Origin of the sequence: Sedimentibacter sp. zth1 (genome assembly GCF_017352195.1) — a bacterium.
In the GTDB taxonomy this organism is placed as follows: Bacteria; Bacillota; Clostridia; order Tissierellales; family Sedimentibacteraceae; genus UBA1535.
Map to the genome: position 1 here is coordinate 232,096 of NZ_CP071445.1, position 16,738 is coordinate 248,833.

Annotated in this window: 15 protein-coding genes; 12 read left to right on the plus strand and 3 right to left on the minus strand. The window is 29.7% G+C overall.

Annotation, left to right across the window (positions count from 1 at the left end; all coding sequences use genetic code 11):
- The first annotated feature begins 102 nt into the window (after nt 1-102).
- The 5 genes from JYG23_RS01150 to pnuC all read left to right on the plus strand — a co-directional run bounded on the left by JYG23_RS01150 (nt 103) and on the right by pnuC (nt 7,415).
- The gene (locus JYG23_RS01150; RefSeq protein ID WP_207236632.1) at nt 103-1,491 is read left to right on the plus strand and encodes an O-antigen ligase; all 1,389 of its coding nucleotides are present in this window, start codon (nt 103-105) and stop codon (nt 1,489-1,491) included.
- Nucleotides 1,457-4,687: an S-layer homology domain-containing protein gene (locus JYG23_RS01155; RefSeq protein ID WP_207236633.1), complete on the plus strand. Its 3,231-nt coding sequence runs from the start codon at nt 1,457-1,459 to the stop codon at nt 4,685-4,687. The genes JYG23_RS01150 and JYG23_RS01155 overlap by 35 nt, the downstream gene beginning before the upstream one ends.
- A 242-nt stretch (nt 4,688-4,929) precedes the next feature.
- On the plus strand, nt 4,930-5,667 hold the full coding sequence (locus tag JYG23_RS01160; RefSeq protein WP_207236634.1) for a hypothetical protein: 738 nt from the start codon (nt 4,930-4,932) through the stop codon (nt 5,665-5,667).
- 170 nt (nt 5,668-5,837) lie between these two features.
- A complete protein-coding gene (locus JYG23_RS01165; protein ID WP_207236635.1) occupies nt 5,838-6,476 on the plus strand; it encodes an HPP family protein in 639 nt (212 codons plus the stop codon).
- A gap of 177 nt (nt 6,477-6,653) precedes the next feature.
- The gene (pnuC, locus tag JYG23_RS01170; protein ID WP_207236636.1) at nt 6,654-7,415 is read left to right on the plus strand and encodes a nicotinamide riboside transporter PnuC; all 762 of its coding nucleotides are present in this window, start codon (nt 6,654-6,656) and stop codon (nt 7,413-7,415) included.
- A 60-nt stretch (nt 7,416-7,475) separates the two neighbouring features.
- On the opposite strand, the gene JYG23_RS01175 is transcribed toward pnuC, so the two are convergent.
- Nucleotides 7,476-7,631, minus strand: a complete 156-nt coding sequence (locus tag JYG23_RS01175) for a hypothetical protein (RefSeq protein ID WP_207236637.1) — start codon at nt 7,629-7,631, stop codon at nt 7,476-7,478.
- A gap of 178 nt (nt 7,632-7,809) precedes the next feature.
- On the opposite strand from JYG23_RS01175, the gene JYG23_RS01180 reads away from it, so the two are divergent.
- From JYG23_RS01180 to JYG23_RS01190, 3 genes are all read left to right on the plus strand, one after another.
- A complete protein-coding gene (locus JYG23_RS01180; RefSeq protein ID WP_207236638.1) occupies nt 7,810-8,418 on the plus strand; it encodes a class I SAM-dependent methyltransferase in 609 nt (202 codons plus the stop codon).
- Nucleotides 8,419-8,640: 222 nt separating this feature from the next.
- The gene (locus JYG23_RS01185; RefSeq protein WP_207236639.1) at nt 8,641-9,429 is read left to right on the plus strand and encodes a bifunctional 2-polyprenyl-6-hydroxyphenol methylase/3-demethylubiquinol 3-O-methyltransferase UbiG; all 789 of its coding nucleotides are present in this window, start codon (nt 8,641-8,643) and stop codon (nt 9,427-9,429) included.
- Nucleotides 9,430-9,481: 52 nt separating this feature from the next.
- Nucleotides 9,482-11,101, plus strand: coding sequence for a hypothetical protein (locus JYG23_RS01190; protein ID WP_207236640.1), 1,620 nt, complete (start codon nt 9,482-9,484; stop codon nt 11,099-11,101).
- A 200-nt stretch (nt 11,102-11,301) separates the two neighbouring features.
- On the opposite strand, the gene JYG23_RS01195 is transcribed toward JYG23_RS01190, so the two are convergent.
- Nucleotides 11,302-12,306: an ABC transporter substrate-binding protein gene (locus tag JYG23_RS01195; RefSeq protein WP_207236641.1), complete on the minus strand. Its 1,005-nt coding sequence runs from the start codon at nt 12,304-12,306 to the stop codon at nt 11,302-11,304.
- A 166-nt stretch (nt 12,307-12,472) separates the two neighbouring features.
- Between JYG23_RS01195 and JYG23_RS01200 the strand changes: the two genes are divergently transcribed.
- From JYG23_RS01200 to JYG23_RS01210, 3 genes are all read left to right on the plus strand, one after another.
- Nucleotides 12,473-13,123, plus strand: a complete 651-nt coding sequence (locus JYG23_RS01200; RefSeq protein WP_207236642.1) for a GntR family transcriptional regulator — start codon at nt 12,473-12,475, stop codon at nt 13,121-13,123.
- Between the two features lie 110 nt (nt 13,124-13,233).
- Entirely contained in the window at nt 13,234-14,364 is a 1,131-nt protein-coding gene (locus JYG23_RS01205) for an ABC transporter ATP-binding protein (RefSeq protein ID WP_207236643.1), read from the plus strand.
- 68 nt (nt 14,365-14,432) lie between these two features.
- A complete protein-coding gene (locus JYG23_RS01210; RefSeq protein ID WP_207237910.1) occupies nt 14,433-15,953 on the plus strand; it encodes a glycine betaine ABC transporter substrate-binding protein in 1,521 nt (506 codons plus the stop codon).
- Between the two features lie 109 nt (nt 15,954-16,062).
- On the opposite strand, the gene JYG23_RS01215 is transcribed toward JYG23_RS01210, so the two are convergent.
- Entirely contained in the window at nt 16,063-16,338 is a 276-nt protein-coding gene (locus JYG23_RS01215) for a hypothetical protein (RefSeq protein ID WP_242631608.1), read from the minus strand.
- Nucleotides 16,339-16,514: 176 nt separating this feature from the next.
- Here JYG23_RS01215 and JYG23_RS01220 point away from each other — a divergent pair, with 176 nt between their 5' ends.
- Nucleotides 16,515-16,712 (plus strand): DUF378 domain-containing protein, encoded by a 198-nt coding sequence (locus JYG23_RS01220; RefSeq protein ID WP_207236644.1) that lies wholly within the window; start codon nt 16,515-16,517, stop codon nt 16,710-16,712.
- The last annotated feature ends 26 nt before the right edge of the window (nt 16,713-16,738 follow it).

Below are 16,738 nucleotides of genomic sequence, written 5' to 3' on the forward strand. Positions count from 1 at the left end.
AAATAAACTAAATGATGGTATAATTGTAAAAGTGTATATGATATTTGTACTGGCTTTAGCAACAAGTAATAATGCTAAAGCAATTGGAGGAAAGTAGCTTTTATGATATTAAATGAAAAAAAAGATAAATGGTCAAATGTATTTGAAAAAATTACATCTATATATATTGTTCTAATGTTAACAATTTATTTACTCTATGTTGGTCATGAGGGGTACCAAAATATAACTAAAGTAAAATTTAATATGTTTTGTATTATCTCTTGCATATATTTATTATTAATTATATTACTATATGTTGAACTTTTATTTATTGGTCAAAAGAAGCTCTCTTCTTTATGGAGTAGTTTGAAAACTACGTCATGGACTCAAAAGCTGGTTTTAGTATTTTTTTTGTTTTCACTATTATCTGCAATTTTTTCTGATAATCATAGCGTTGCTTTCAAAGGTGGATCTCGTTTTGAAGGCTTATTAACTATTGCAATATATTGTATATGTTTTTTTGCTACATCAATATATGGTAAACCTGCTAAGTGGCAGATTTATATATTAGGTTTATCTATGACAATATTTTGTTGTATATCAATTATACAATTAATGGGCTATAATCCATTTTCATTATATCCTAAAGGATATAATTATTTTGATGGCAATGTTAAATATGCTGGTTTTTACATAAGTACAGTAGGTAATATTGATTTAGCATCTGCATTATTGTGTTTGACTACACCAATATTTTTAATTGGTGTTATTAGAATGTCTGAAAAAAGAAAATTTTTTTTGTTAGTTCCTTTAATATTGTGCATAATTGTCACTTTTGCTATAAAGGTTCAAGCAGGAATTTTGGGCGAAGTTGTTGGTTTAATACTAGTTATGCCCGTTGTATTACCAGTCAAAACTAAAATTAAAAAACTTTTATGTGTAGTTATACTTTTATTTATTATTTTAGGCATTTTTTTACTATGGAATTATGATTTTGAAGGAAATGAAACGCTGTTTGAGGCACATGAGCTGTTACATGGAAATTGGGAAGATGAATATGGTACAGGAAGAATATATATTTGGAAAAATGTTATTAATCTTATACCAGAAAAATTATTTTTGGGTGGTGGACCTGATACTTTATTAGATAGAATGGCCACACACTTTCAAAGATATGATGAAAAGCTAGACCTTACGATTTATGCGTTAGTTGACGTAGCACATAATGAGTATTTAAATATAATTGTTAACCAGGGTTTGTTTGCTCTAATATTTTACTTGTTAGCATTAGCTAGTTCAGCAATAAGATGGGTAAAAAACAGTACAAATATAGATGCTGCAATATGTGGTAGTGCAGTATTGTGTTATTGTATTCAAGCTTTTTTTGGAATTAGTATGTGCATAACCTCAATATTTTTCTGGTTAACGTTGGGCCTACTAGAAAAATCTATAAATGTAACTAGAAAGGAATATAAAAATGAAAAAAGAAGTAAAAAAGCTAGTATCTATTAATTTAGTACTATGCATGATGTTAGGAGCTGTATTTGCGCCTTTATTTACAATTAGTGTAGAAGCTACAGAGAATATTAACACTAGTGTATCTACATATAAAGATGTACTTATTGTAGATGGAAAGGAGTATGATGCTACAAAAAATCAAAGTGGTGATGGATGGGAGTATAATTATGATAATGATAGTTATGGATATTTAAGTTTAACTAATTATAATGGTGGTGCAATATATTGTCCTTACAGCCTTAGTATTGATGTGAATGGCAATGTTGAAATAACGTCATCAAATTCAGCTGGAATTGAAAGTTCGAAGGATGTTAGAATTTATAATGATAGTATAACCAAAAATCTTTATAGCGGTACATTTAAAATAAATGTAACTGGTGGTTTTCCTGCAATTAAAGCTGAAAATATACGTATATCAGGTCCTTTTGCAGCTACTTCAAAAGATTCAGCAGCTCTTATAGCTAATGATATCCAACTGAATAGATTTAGGCTATTCAAAATATTTGTTGGAAATACGGCTAGCGACTCTGTAGAGGGTGAATATACAAATCAATCATATATTTGTTGTGAACCAATAGAATTCAAATTGAATTTTATTGGAAATGGTGGAACAACATCTAATGGCGAAACTACAGTACCATATATTTTTAATGATTCTTATTCAGCATTAGTAGAATTAAATAACCATAGAAATTTATTTTCTAATAATGATAAAATTCAGGTAGGTTGGTCTAAAGATCAAAATAATTATGATCAAATAATTTTATTAACAAATAATTATCAATTTGAAGATAAAGATTACGAAGATGATTTGTATGCTGTATGGACTAACGATGACTTAAAAGCGGTTACATTATCAGGTTATATTGATAAATATCAAGGTGAGATAGATAAAGTTATTCCATATAGTACAAATGAAATTTGTTATCTACCAAATTCGCATAAGGCGGGATACAGATTCGAAGGTTGGCAGACAGAAGACGGAAAAAATATATATTTAGCTGATGATACTATAGAAGTTTTAGACAATATTAAATTAAAAGCGATATATACGCCATTAATAGCAGTTATTGATGGTAAGGAATATGATGCTAGTAAAAATTATGATAATAGAACATTAGGATGGAGTTATTATACTTCTAATGACGAAATTCATTTACATTTATATGACAACTATTCTGGTGGATTAATTTACATACCAGATAATGCAGAAATAAATTTTTTTGGAGTTACTAGTATTAGTGGTGTATCAAGTGAATCTGCAATATCGGCACAGGGATATATAAGTATTGATTCGTATAATAGCGTGGGGTGTACTATTACAGGAGGTACTAGTGCTTCAGCAATAAAAGCAGATGGTAAAATTACTATATCTGGTAGTTCAAAGACTGATCCAATTGTTATAATAGGTGGCGAAGGTAAGTCAGCATTAGAAAGTAAAAATAGTAATATATCTATTGACACTGATGTGTTTTGGGCAGGAAATGATAAAAACTCTGCTAGTTTATTAGGTGAATATACTAATGAGCATTATGTGAAAATTGCTGAACCAAATTACTCAATATATTTAAACGGAAATGCTAAAATTCCATATTTATCACCTACATCAAGAGGCGGGGAATCATATTTTGTAGGATGGAGAGCTGGCTCAGTATATGGCGAAACAAGATGGTTTTTACCAGGCGAGTCAGTTGATTTTTCTGAAAGCACAAAGCTAGATGCTCAATACTTTTCAAAAAATTTTGCTAAGACATTACGTTTAAATGGTAACGGTGGAATAACCGATAATGATTCTAAATGTTCAATATTCTTGGCACTAGCATCAGCACCAGATTTAAATGTATATCTAGGTGATACAGGTTATACTAAATCTGGGTATACTCTTACTGGATGGAATACAGCTAAAGATGAAAGTGGAATTTCATATACTGTAAATAGTTTTTTTAGATATTCGAATTTTATGCAAGACGAATACTTAGTGGATTTATTTGCACAATGGAAGAAAAATGAAACTCCAAGTATAGATGACGGTAACGAAACACCTAGTGTAGAAAATGGTGGTTCTATTAGTTCACCACAAACAAAATCAGAAGTGAAATTGGAAATAAAAACAAATGCAGATGGAAATAAAATTTTAGAAATAATTGCAACAGTAGATATGGATAATGATGGAAAATCAAATGTAATTATTGATAAAAGCGTAGCTGATAAAATAATAAAAGAAATTGAAAACAATAAAGTGGACCAAATCCTTTTAGTTCCAGAAATAAATAACAATGAACTTAATATAACTTTTACAATACCATCTGATGCAGCTAAAGTTATTGCAGAAAAAACAGGTGCTGACATTATCATAAAAACTGGTTTACTAGATGCTAAAATACCAAACACAGTATTGAATGATTCAAAGGAAGATATGTCAATATCAGTAATGAAAAATGATGACGGTAGTTATGTAATAGATAAGAGTTTTGATGATACATTAGATATTACTATATTTGATAAAGAAATAAATTCTAGTACAGTAGCAGTAATTTTAGGCTCCAATAGTACAGAGGAAATTATTAAAAAGTCTGTGACAAAAGATGGAAAAATTATCTTTATACTTTCGGATGATGCAAAAGTAGTTTTAAGAAATAATGAAAAAAAATATTCTGATGTTAATGAATCTAATCTTTATAAAACATCAATAGATTTTGTAGTTTCAAGAGAATTGTTTGGTGGAACAGGATTCGATAAATTTAGTCCTGATATATCGATGAATAGAGCTATGCTAGTAACTGTGCTACATAGATTAGAAAATATGCCTAAAGGCGGGGATTTGAAATTTGACGATGTGCCATTAAATGAATATTACAGTAATGCAGTAGCTTGGTCTACAAAAGAAGGTATAGTTAAAGGAAAAGGTAATGGTTTTGCTCCAAATGACGATGTAACAAGAGAGGAATTAGCAGTAATCTTATTTAATTATGCAAAAAGATATAAAATTGATACAATTCTAAATGTAGATTTAAACGAATTTAAAGATAGTAACAATATCTCAACATGGGCAAATGAAGCAATGCAATGGTCTATACAGACTGGTTTAATAGGTGGAAAAGGAAATAATATTTTAGATCCAAAAGGAAATGCTACAAGATTACAAGTTGCAATAATATTGCAAAGACTAATTGAAAAAGTAGTTCAATAGAAGTATTTAAGCTCCTTACTTTTAGTTAAGTAAGGAGCTTTTTTTGGCTCTTTGTAAATAGCTGGGGAGAGGATTTTAAAAATCCTTGATTTTACAAGGCAAAGAGCTATTTTGATGTTCAAATAATAAAGTGAAAATAGGGAAATTCAACAAATACAAATATTGACAATGATGGCATTTGAAATTATAATACTAAATATTGATAACTAATTAAAATAATATATAATAAGGAGAATGTAGCAATGGAAAATAATTCAATTAAGGTATCGAAAGCAGCGCTAATTCTATACATAATATTAGGTGCAATTGTGCTAGTTACGGTTTCAAGTTTTTTAACAGGTTATATAATAAATAAAAATAATGAAAAGTTAATTGCAGATATAGCTGTATCTACGATGAAAGATTTTAATGTTATACCGGGAGAAAAAGGAGAAACAGGACAACAAGGAATTAAAGGAGAAAAGGGAGATATCGGAGATCAGGGTCCAAAAGGAGAATCTGGTTCACAAGGTCTACAAGGAGAAACAGGAGAAACAGGGCAACAAGGAATTAAAGGAGAAAAGGGAGATGTTGGAGAGCAGGGTCCAAAAGGAGAGACTGGTTCACAAGGTCCACAAGGAGAAAAAGGAGAGACGGGACAACAAGGAATTAAGGGAGAAAAGGGAGATGTTGGAGAGCAGGGTCCAAAAGGAGAGATTGGTTTACAAGGTTTACAAGGTCCACAAGGTGCACAAGGTGAAGGATATACAGTATTTGAAGCAAGTAAAGCTAGTAGCTATGAAATAGGCTCGATTGTTTTTTTTGATAACATGGTATATATTGTAAAAAGCAAACCGTTGGATGGTTCAATGGAACCAGATAAAGATACTTATCATTATGTTAGTATATATGGTATGATAATGGATGTAAAAAAATTAGCATTTGAAGCAAAAGAAGAAGCATCTCGTGCTAACGATCGTATAGACAACATATGTGAATAAATCAGTTTAAAACTTATAACAGTTCGGATATGGAGTTTTGATTAAGAGGATAATGAAAAGAAATTCTCAATAGAAAAATTTGAAAATTTATGTTTATATTTGTAAAAAGTGTGTATATATAAGGATAGAAATAAAATTTATATTGCAAAAAATAAAGGGAAGGTGAAATTATGTTAGTAAAGGCAATAATGATTCCATTTAATCAACTAAGATGTCTTTCTGTTGATAACACATTGGAAGAAGCACTAATTATAATTGAAGAAAACAGACTTTTGTCTTTGCCTGTTGTTGATGGAAAACAATTTATTGGTGTTTTATCAAAAGAGAATTTATATGAAGAATACTTTAAGAACTATTGTGGACAATCTAAAATTGAATTTTTAAACAATAAAGTTAAGAATATGGTAAAAACAAAAATAATGACAATTAATCAAGAGCTACCAATACAGGACGCTGCTGCAATTTTCATTACTTCGAAATATCGATTTATTCCAATTATAGATAATACAAATAATTTATTAGGTATAGTAACTCATCAGTCTATATTTAAAGAATATCAAAAAATATTTGGAGATAGAGTAAATGAACTTACTATATACAATTGCAATTTTAAAGGAACTATTGCTAAAATGACTGATACAATTGCAAAAGCTGGTGGTAATATAAAAAATATTGTATTAATGGATTCAAATGTTATGAATTTGGAAGAAATTCACTTAAGCATTGATTGTAAAGATTTTGAAAAGGTTGTAAAAGCATTGAAGAAAAATAGTTTTAATGTTAGAACACCAAGAATAGATGATAAATAATTAGAATATAAAAGTAGTAAAAGCAGATACTTCATTTAAAGTATCTGCTTTTTAAATATTCGGTTTATTTTTTTTGATTTTTTGCATATATTATTTTTGTTATATAATATTATCTTGACAAATATGTTATATAGAATTAATATGTATAATTGTAAAATAAAGTTATAGGGGGACAACATGAAAAAAATAAAACAATTTCTAAAATTTTTTACATTATATGAAAAAATGTGGTTTTTAAGCATTGTTTTTTTATCAATTTTGTTTGCATTTATATTTCCTGAGGAAGAAACAAGAGGTATTAATGGTAAAATAATAATGGTGTTATATTTAGTTGATATATTTAGTAATGTAGCATGTGAGTTGTTGATTGCAAAGCAAAGTAAATGGAACTTTATAGTATCATTGCTTGTTGAGGTTACTGAAATTGCTATATGTATTATTTTAGCTTATAGGTTTGCAACTTTGGCAGTAACTTTGTTTTTCTGGATACCTATTGATATTATTAGTTTTATTACTTGGAACAGACATAAAGATACAGTTAATGAAGAATTAACTGTAGTAAGAAAGCTAAGCACTAAGCAAAGTATATTAGTTGTTTGCGGAATAGTGATATGGACTGTAGTAGTTGGATATTTACTAACAAAAATTGAAGTCGAGGGTATAATTTCTGATTATCCGCTTATAGAGCAAATTTGTTGCTACCTTGATGCATGTGCAAGTGCAGTAGGAATAGCAAATGGAGTGTTTATATTGCTAAGATACAGAGAACAATGGATAGCTTGGTATATATGTTCAGCTCTTGAAACAGCAATTAATATTATGGCTGGTCAATGGATATTATTAGTACTTAAAGCAGGATATTTTACCAATACAACATATGGATATATAAAATGGACTAAGTACATAGCAAAAAAAACAGTTGTGAAAAAATTGAATTAGTATTAAGTGTAAAGTGAATTTCAGCAAATGTTAAAAAATATAATAAAAATGTGCATCTGTTTAAATGATGCACATTTTTGTATTTACATAATAAGTAAGGGAGATATTATTTGATATTTTCATTGCTTCCTTTGCAAATTTGTTTACAAATACTTTGTCATAAGGTGCGCCTTCTTCTAATTCTGCTGTCATCATATCAAATTGTATATCAGCCAAGAATATTTTTGCCTTTCATGTCTTCAATTTCAAAGTCATCATTTTTTTCTCTGCCAACTATAAAAGAACCGTCTGTGACTAATAAATTAATTAAAAATTATTTACTAATTTTAGTAAAAATGTGATATAATTTAATTAGTTAGTCATAACTAACGTCAAAATTTAGGAGGTGATTCCATTGAATGATAATAAAAAGTGTTGGGATAGAAATGCTAAACATTATGATTTTGTAATTAAAAAAGATCAAAAATCCTATAAAAAAATATATGAATTGATTAGAAATAATGTTAATGATTTAGATGTTTTGGAAGTAGGAACAGGTACTGGAAATATTGCTGTAAATATAGCTGATAAAGCAAACAAAGTTATTGCAACTGATTTCTCAGAAGAAATGATAAAAACAGCACAGTTAAAAAGAAAGCCGGAAAATGTTAGTTTTGAAATTGCAGATGCAACTAAACTTCCTTACCAAAATAATAGCTTTGATGCGGTTATTATATCAAATTGTTTGCATATTATGCCTTATCCAGAAAAAGCACTTTTAGAAATTAAACGTGTTCTAAAAGAAGAAGGAACTTTATTTGCTCCGAATTTTTGTCACAAAGGAAGTTTGAAAGCAAAATTATTTTCCATAATGGGAATATTTACAGGTTTTAAAGCGTTTAAAGTATGGTCACCTGATGAATATAGAATGTTTTTGAATTCCAATGGATTTAATGTGATAAAACATGAAACGTTAAAATCTAGTTTTCCGATAGAAATGGTTATTTGTAAACAGTTGATTTAAATGTAAATATTTGGTATAATAGCTATTGAATATTTATTACTAATTAAGGAGGGTAAGAATTAATAGGAGTATTTGATAAAATGAAAGAATCTATGTTTTTGAAAGAAATAAGCAGTTCAGAAGAACAATTGGAGAAATTAAAACAAGTAGAACTAAAATTAATTGATAGACAAATTAGCTAGTATTTACAAAATATAATTAATAAATATTATGGGAGTAATTATGAATTTAGTAGAAGATTTTTATGATAATAAATATGATGAATGGTCAAGGCTTGACAGACACAGAATAGAATTTGAAATAACTAAGAAATACTTAGATAAATTTATTGTTGGAGATAATTTAGATATATTTGATATAGGTGGGGGACCTGGAAGGTATTCATTTTATTTATCAGATAAAGGTCACAATGTAACACTACTTGATTTATCGCAGCATAATATTGATATTGCTAAAGAAAAATCAAAAGAGTTAAATACAAATCTGGCTGGATATATAAAGGGAGATGCTTTAGAACTTGATGAACATAATAAAAAATATGATGTGGTTTTACTTATGGGACCTTTGTATCATTTAGTTAATAAAGCTGACAGACGAAAAGCTTTGAAGGGAGCTGTTAATTTATTAAAAGATGGAGGAATAATTGTAGCTTCATTTATATCTAACTATGCTCCAATTCAAGATAATTTTGCATACTTGAAGTTTGATAATGGTGAGGATGATGTTAGGGAACTATTAGGATATATTGAAAGCGGAGTAAATAATGTAGAAAGTGGTTTTACTACAGCATATTTTTCAAGTTCTGAAGAAGCTTTGAAGCTAATGGAGGAATATAACTTAAAACAGTTAGCATTTGCAGGAGTTGAAAATATTTTGGGTTGTAGGGAAAGAGATATCTTATTATTACCTGAAGAAGATATACAGAAATGGATAAGGGTTGGATTTGCACTAGGAGAGGATAAAAAGCTTCTCGGAGCTAGTCAGCATTATTTATATATAGGTAGAAAATAATGAATTAAGACAGTATACTTGATAATACTAGTATATGATTGGAGTTGATAATATGAAAAAACTACTACTCTTAATATTAATATTAGCCATAGCTGTGTTTGGAGGGTGTAATAAAGAAGATTTACCATACACTACTGAAAAAATTGAAGCACCAGAAGAATCTGAATCAAAATATGTCATGTATGACCCAATTGATAAGAGTGAAGACACAAGAGGAACTGATATGACTTTTGAATCATTTAAAACTTATAATATAACATACTGGTTTGACAGCACAGTTGAAATGGATAAAAGAGTAAAATATGTATCTGACACATATATGGTTATAAATTATTTAAGAGAAAAATATAATTTAACTGATATACCTGAGTACTACATAAGCCCTGATTTCTATAACCATATTGAAAAAGATGCTGTATACCTTAAATTAGATGAAGAAAGCAGTTGCATAGAAGAATTTATAATTCAGACCATGTTTAAATTAACAGATAAAAAATGTAACTATGGATTAATATATGGAATTTCAAAACAGCTAGAAAAGGAATTAAAAATTATTGATGATAAATCACAGGTTTTAGATAATTCTGAAATATTGACGTTTATAGAAAAGAACACAGAGGTTATGGATTTAACTTTGCCAGTATTTTTGACAGAATACTATAAAGAAGATGAAATAGAGAAATCAAGATACATAGCAAAAGAATTTGTAAACTATATAATTGAAAAGTATGGAGAGGACAAGCTTAAAGAGCTTCTATTAAGCTCATCAGAGTTAACACTTGACTTTGATAAGGAATATAAAAAATATTGTGATGAATGGTTAAAAAGTATAGGTTGCAATATAGCATTACAGGATGAAACATTGCCTGTAAGATATGAGATATATGGTGATGAGCATTATCCAATTGCAATAACAACAGAGTGGATGAAGTACTGTTTCCACCGTGGTTTTGAAGATGACAATACAGAAATCACAGGCTATGATGGAGCTTATATAGATGTAAAAGAATGTATACATACATTTGAAAAAGAAATGAAGGATGTAAGAGATTATTTACCTGTTGAATACACGAAAAAATATGTGGAAGGTTTAGTGTGTTATTTCGATAATAATTATGGAATTAGGTCAGAATACAATGCTTTTGAAGGTGTATTTTTGAAGCATATAGATAGTTTTGTACATGAGTATGCACATGTAGTATCGTTAGAACCAGTAGGTTATAGAGTGCCGAGCCTTTTTATGCGTGAAGGAATTGCACAATACTGTAAGTATAAGTTTGATATTTATTTTAAAAATACAGATATAAAATATCTTGAAAAATGTAAGAATTCAGATAATACAGATGCAAATAGGGTTTATGAAGTTTATAGTAAGTATCAAATAGATAATAATATTGGATATAATACATTTGATTCATATGAATTATTTTTTATAAGAGGCTATGAATATATTGGTCCAAAATTATTAGATGATGCTGATACTTATAATTATCTATTTTCACCGTTATTTGTAAATTACTTAATAAATCAGTCTGGAATAGATAAATTTATGACAGTATTTAATGATTATTCTAATACTTATTTCTATACCAATTATAAAAAATCATTTTCGAATATGAAGATTGAGTTTATAAATTATTTAAGAGAAAAATATAAAAATTATATGGAGTAAATTTATAGAAATTTCGCTGAATATGCACTTGAGAGTAAGCATTAACAATGAAAACATTGTAAGAATATAAATAACAACAATATAAACATCAGAATGTACAAAGTAAAAGCGCTTTAAATGATAAGTCATATATTAATTATACATTTAAAGTGCTTTTTAATTTTATTAAATTTTAAGTTATATATAAAACTAATATCTATCTATTTAGTATTTTTCATAGCTTCCTTTGCAAATTTGTCTACAAATACTTTGTCATAAGGTGCTCCTTCTTCTAATTCTCCTGCAGTTATTATAATATCTATCATTCTGTCATATCCGTCTTTACCTAAAATTAAATCAGGCTTCCAGGTGTCCTGATCTTTGTATCTTTGTACAACCTGAGTAAGGAGTTCTATATTGGAATCAGGAAATTGTGGAAGAATAGCTTCTGCAACTTCTTCCGCGGAATTGTTTTGTACCCAGATCATGCCTTTATATATTGCATTGGTAAAATTTTGAATTAGTTCTTCTTTTCCTTCAATGCTGCTAAGAAGTGTGCAGTAACATGTGTATGGAATATATCCTGCTTCTGCACCCAAAGAACCTACAATGTATCCTTTTTGTTCTGCCTCAAAATTTGAAGCCAATGGCTCGAAAAGAGTGGTATAGTCAGCCTCACCCGAAGCAAATGCTCCTGCCATCATATCAAATTGTATATCAGTTCTAACTGTTAAATCTACATTTGGTGTCAATCCATGCTGTTTAAGTACATATTCTAAAGTCATTAACGGCATTCCACCTTTTCTTCCGCCAAGAATAGTTTTGCCTTTCATGTCCTCAATTTTAAAGTCATCATTTTTTTCTCTACCAACTATAAAAGAACCGTCTCTTTGCGTGAGCTGTGCAAAGTTTACAACATAGTCTTCTTTGTCTTGCTTATAAACATATACACTAGCCTCTGGACCCATAAATGCAACATCTGCCTGATCACTTAGAAGGGCTGTCATACATTTATCTGCGCCACCACCGTTGATTAACTCTATTTCTATTTCATTATCTGTAAAAAAACCTTTTTCAATTGCTACATACTGAGGTGCATAAAAAACAGAATGAGTAACTTCTACTAATCTTACATTTTGTGTCATTCTGTTGTTTTGTTTATCACATCCACATGCAAGTATTAATACCATTATAACTGTTAAAAAAATAGCTAAAAACTTTTTCATTTTTACCTCCATATACAATAGTGTTTTTATTATATGCATTTATTAGATAAATTGTTACAAATTATAATTATCATACTTTAAATATATAATATTGTATTATTTATATTTATCCTATATACTAATTTCATAGACTATACAAATTTATTTGCAAAGGAAAGAATAATATATGGAAGATAAAACTAATAATAGAAGTAAAACTCAAATTCCGCGATATCAACAAATTGCAATTGAAATTGCCTCGCGAATTGCTAGTGAAGAATATCAGATAGGTGAAAAGGTCTACGCACGCTCAGCTATAGCAAGTCAATATGGTGTTTCATCAGAAACAGCAAGGCGTGCTATTTGTGTATTATGTGATCTGGGTATCGTTATATCAGAAAAAGGTAGTGGTGTCACAATTAAATCACATCAAAATGCGGTAACCTTTATTAAGCATTACAGGAAGCGTCAAACGATTGATAGTATAAAGGATAATTTAATGAAAAGTATTACTCGCCAGCAAAGTGAGATGAAGATACTAAATAATTGCTTATCAGATCTAATTACGGCATCAGAGCATTTTAGATCGATGAATCCATTTATGCCGTTTGAAACACGAATAACCTCTGAATGTATTTTTCTTAACAAAACCATTGCTGAAATTCAGTTTTGGGAATATACTGGAGCCACTGTACTTGCTATCCAAAGAGAAGATACTTTACTTAAATCTCCAGGTCCTCATGTTACACTATTAGAACATGATATTCTGTATTTTTTACCTCAGGAGGATTCTTCGCAGCGTGTTAAAAATTTTTTATATCCATTAAAAGTAAAATAAAATTATTAAGTTCTCGAAGCCAAAAACGGTTACGAGAACTTTTTTGTTGATTTGACAAAGTAACAACTTTATAATATAATAAGTTGTTACTTTGTAAGGAGGTATAGGAAATGATTAGATTTGAAGATGTTTCAAAAAGATACAAAAACAAACATGTCCTAACAGATATTAACTTCACAATTGAAAAAGGCAAGCTCGTAGCAATTATTGGAGAGAGTGGTTGTGGAAAAACTACATTACTTAAAATGATTAATCGCTTAATTAAGATTACAAGCGGTTCTATTTATATAGGGGGAAAAAATATTCAGTCTATTGATGAGGTTATGCTAAGAAGAAATATTGGATATGTTATTCAGCAAACTGGAATTTTTCCACATATGACTGTACGTCAAAACATCGAAATTATTCCCAAATTGCAAAATGTTGATCCTAAAAAAATAAATGAGAATACATTGAAACTGATGCAAATGGTAGGGCTTCACAGCGAAGAGTTTTTAGATTGTTATCCATCAGAACTAAGCGGAGGTCAACAGCAGCGAGTTGGGGTTGCTCGTGCTTTTGCAACTGATCCAGATATTATTTTGATGGATGAGCCATTCTCAGCGCTTGATCCTATTACAAGATCTGATTTGCAGGATGAACTGGTACAGTTGCAATCTAAGTTAAAGAAGACAATTGTTTTTGTTACTCATGATATGGACGAAGCAATTAAAATAGCGGACATGATTTGCATAATGAAGGATGGTGCAATTCTACAATACGATACTCCGGAGAATATACTGAAAAATCCGATTGATGATTTTGTTTCTGATTTTGTGGGTAAAAATAGAATTTGGTCTTCTCCTGAATATATGAAAATATCTGATATTATGATAGAAAGACCTATCACTGCTTTGAAGGATTTATCCATACTAAAGTGTATTGATAAAATGCGACAAAACAAGGTGGACAGCCTTTTAATTATTGATTCTGATGACCGAGCGCTACTGGGTGTGGTGAAAGCAAGACATATAAGAGCTGTCGAAGATAAGTCGCAAAGCGTAGAAAAGTTTATACGTACAGATTTTCCGGTATTATTACCTGAACAATGCATTTTAGATGCGTTGAAGATTGTAACAGAAAATCATACATCTACCGTGCCAGTCACAGATTCTGACAACCATCTAGTAGGTTTAGTTACACGTAGTAGCTTAGTTACAACTCTTAGTCAGCAATACTTTGATTATGAAGAGGAGGATTAATATTGAAATTTTTAGAACCTATAATTAAATTATTAGAATATTTTGCGGCTAACTATGAGCAGATTTTTATGCTTATTATACAACACATTAAATTGACTGCTATTTCAGTCGGATTAGCAGTTCTAATTGGTGTACCTTTTGGAATTTTGATTTCCTATTCCAGAAAAGCGAGTAAACCAATTTTATCTGTTGCTAATGTTATTCAGGCGATTCCAAGTATGGCGTTATTGGGATTTATGATTCCTATTCTCGGAATTGGTACATTGCCAGCAGTAGTTGCGGTTATTTTGTATTCCTTGCTTCCAATTATTAAAAACACCTATACTGGAATTGAAAATATCAACGCCCAGACTCTTGAATCTGCTAAGGGAATAGGTTTAACACGTTGGCAAGTTATTTCAAAGGTGCAGATACCATTGGCTCTGCCTGTTATAATGGCGGGGGTACGTATTGCCTCTGTTACTGCAGTTGGACTTATGACAATGGCCGCTTTTATTGGAGCAGGTGGTCTTGGATATCTTGTATTTTCGGGTATAAGAACAGTAAATAACTATCAGATTCTTGCAGGAGCTATACCAGCATGTTTATTGGCTTTGCTCGTTGATTTCTTGATAAGTTTGATTGAAAAGATGGTTACACCTATCAGTCTTCAAAAAGGGGACAATAATTTAAAAAAGAAAAAGCGCGCTATGCAAAAGATGATTCTGAGTGTTTCTGCATTAGCAGTTGTTGCTATTTTTATTTTTACCTCTATTGGTAATAAAGTGAGTAATTCTAGAACAATTTCAGTTGGGTCGAAAGATTATACTGAACAAGCGATACTCGGAAATATGGTTGCTGAGTTTATTGAGGCTAATACTGACATTGCAGTTGAAAGAAATATGGATTTAGGTGGAACACAAGTTTGTTTTTCAGCTTTAAGGGCTGGAGAGATAGATCTATATGTTGAGTATAGTGGAACGGCATACAGTGATACATTACAGCACCCTTCCAACAGCGATATGCAACAGGTGTACGATACGGTTAAAGATGAGTTTAAATCTCTCTACAATATAGAAGTATTAAAGCAAATGAGTTTTAATAATACGTATGTTTTAGCTGTAACACATGAGACAGCTGAAACATATCATCTGGAAAAGATAAGTGATTTTGCAAAGGTTGCGTCAAACTTAAAATCTGGAACTGATTTTGAATTTTCCAATCGTGAGGATGGATTACCAGGTTTACAAAAGGCATATGGTTTTAAAATGAGAGAAACCTTCACACTTGATGGTGCACCAAGATATACAGCGCTTATTAATAAAGAAGTAGATGTAATTGATGCCTTTTCAACTGATGGATTATTGAAAAAATTTGATTTGAAGGCGCTTAAAGATGATAAAAAATTCTTCCCTCCATATTATGCAATACCTATTATACGTTCTGAAGTTTTGAATGATTATCCTGAAATTGCGGTATTACTTGAAGAATTAGGACAAATATTGACAGATGAAGTTATGATGGAGCTTAATTATAAAGTAGACGAATTGCAACAAAACCCAAAAAGTGTAGCATTGGAATTTTTAAAATCAAAAGGAATGATTCCATAATATTTTAATAAAAAAACAGTAGCCCTGATGATTTTAGTATCATCAGGGCTACTGTCATAAATGAATTACAAACTTTTCTATTACATTACTTAATGCTGTCTATTTTTATTTAACAGCACATATCTTTGTCGCAATATTTGTTCATTAATACAACTAACAATAGGAAGAAGCATAATAAAGTGTCACAGCTAATACAACAATCAGAATTTTTAAATATGCAAACTAAAATTAAAAAGAAGAATAGAAGTGAACTATCAATATTAAAACAATTGTTACAACATAAATCTTCTATTATAGGGTTGCATTCAGGGTTGCATGCAGTTGCTTTTACAGTTTCATCTTGGGTTTCGTTGGATATGTTTCTATCACAAGGATTATATTTCATATGAATTTACCTCCTTAACCTTGCTTTTAAATTAGTATATTCAGTTATTTGTATTATGACACGATAAAAAATTAATCATTAAGTGAGTAAATAGAAAATAATTAATAAAAAATATGAATAATATAGTAAAAATTTGAAATAATAACTTTAGTTAATATGTATAGGAGGAATATTGAATGGATAAATTTGCACTTGTTCTAGTTATTATAGGAGCAATAAATTGGGGTCTTATTTCACTATTTCAATTTGATTTAGTGGCAGCTATATTTGGAGGTTCTGCAATGCTTTTGAGTAGAATTGTATATGGCGTAATTGGATTAGCAGGTTTATATTGTATAACACTTTTGTTTAATGAGTACGAAAAAACAAATTAGTTATTATCAAATTAAGTTTTCAAATC

What these genes read in the sequence shown, in the direction of transcription:
- JYG23_RS01165 (WP_207236635.1), top strand. Translation starts at nt 5,838, where the DNA reads ATGTTAGTAAAGGCAATAATGATTCCATTTAATCAACTAAGATGTCTT.
- JYG23_RS01220 (WP_207236644.1), top strand. Translation starts at nt 16,515, where the DNA reads ATGGATAAATTTGCACTTGTTCTAGTTATTATAGGAGCAATAAATTGG.
- pnuC (WP_207236636.1), top strand. Translation starts at nt 6,654, where the DNA reads ATGAAAAAAATAAAACAATTTCTAAAATTTTTTACATTATATGAAAAA.
- JYG23_RS01155 (WP_207236633.1), top strand. Translation starts at nt 1,457, where the DNA reads ATGAAAAAAGAAGTAAAAAAGCTAGTATCTATTAATTTAGTACTATGC.
- JYG23_RS01205 (WP_207236643.1), top strand. Translation starts at nt 13,234, where the DNA reads ATGATTAGATTTGAAGATGTTTCAAAAAGATACAAAAACAAACATGTC.
- JYG23_RS01215 (WP_242631608.1), bottom strand. Translation starts at nt 16,338, where the DNA reads ATGAAATATAATCCTTGTGATAGAAACATATCCAACGAAACCCAAGAT.
- JYG23_RS01160 (WP_207236634.1), top strand. Translation starts at nt 4,930, where the DNA reads ATGGAAAATAATTCAATTAAGGTATCGAAAGCAGCGCTAATTCTATAC.
- JYG23_RS01190 (WP_207236640.1), top strand. Translation starts at nt 9,482, where the DNA reads ATGAAAAAACTACTACTCTTAATATTAATATTAGCCATAGCTGTGTTT.
- JYG23_RS01200 (WP_207236642.1), top strand. Translation starts at nt 12,473, where the DNA reads ATGGAAGATAAAACTAATAATAGAAGTAAAACTCAAATTCCGCGATAT.
- JYG23_RS01185 (WP_207236639.1), top strand. Translation starts at nt 8,641, where the DNA reads ATGAATTTAGTAGAAGATTTTTATGATAATAAATATGATGAATGGTCA.
- JYG23_RS01150 (WP_207236632.1), top strand. Translation starts at nt 103, where the DNA reads ATGATATTAAATGAAAAAAAAGATAAATGGTCAAATGTATTTGAAAAA.
- JYG23_RS01195 (WP_207236641.1), bottom strand. Translation starts at nt 12,306, where the DNA reads ATGAAAAAGTTTTTAGCTATTTTTTTAACAGTTATAATGGTATTAATA.
- JYG23_RS01210 (WP_207237910.1), top strand. Translation starts at nt 14,433, where the DNA reads ATGCTTATTATACAACACATTAAATTGACTGCTATTTCAGTCGGATTA.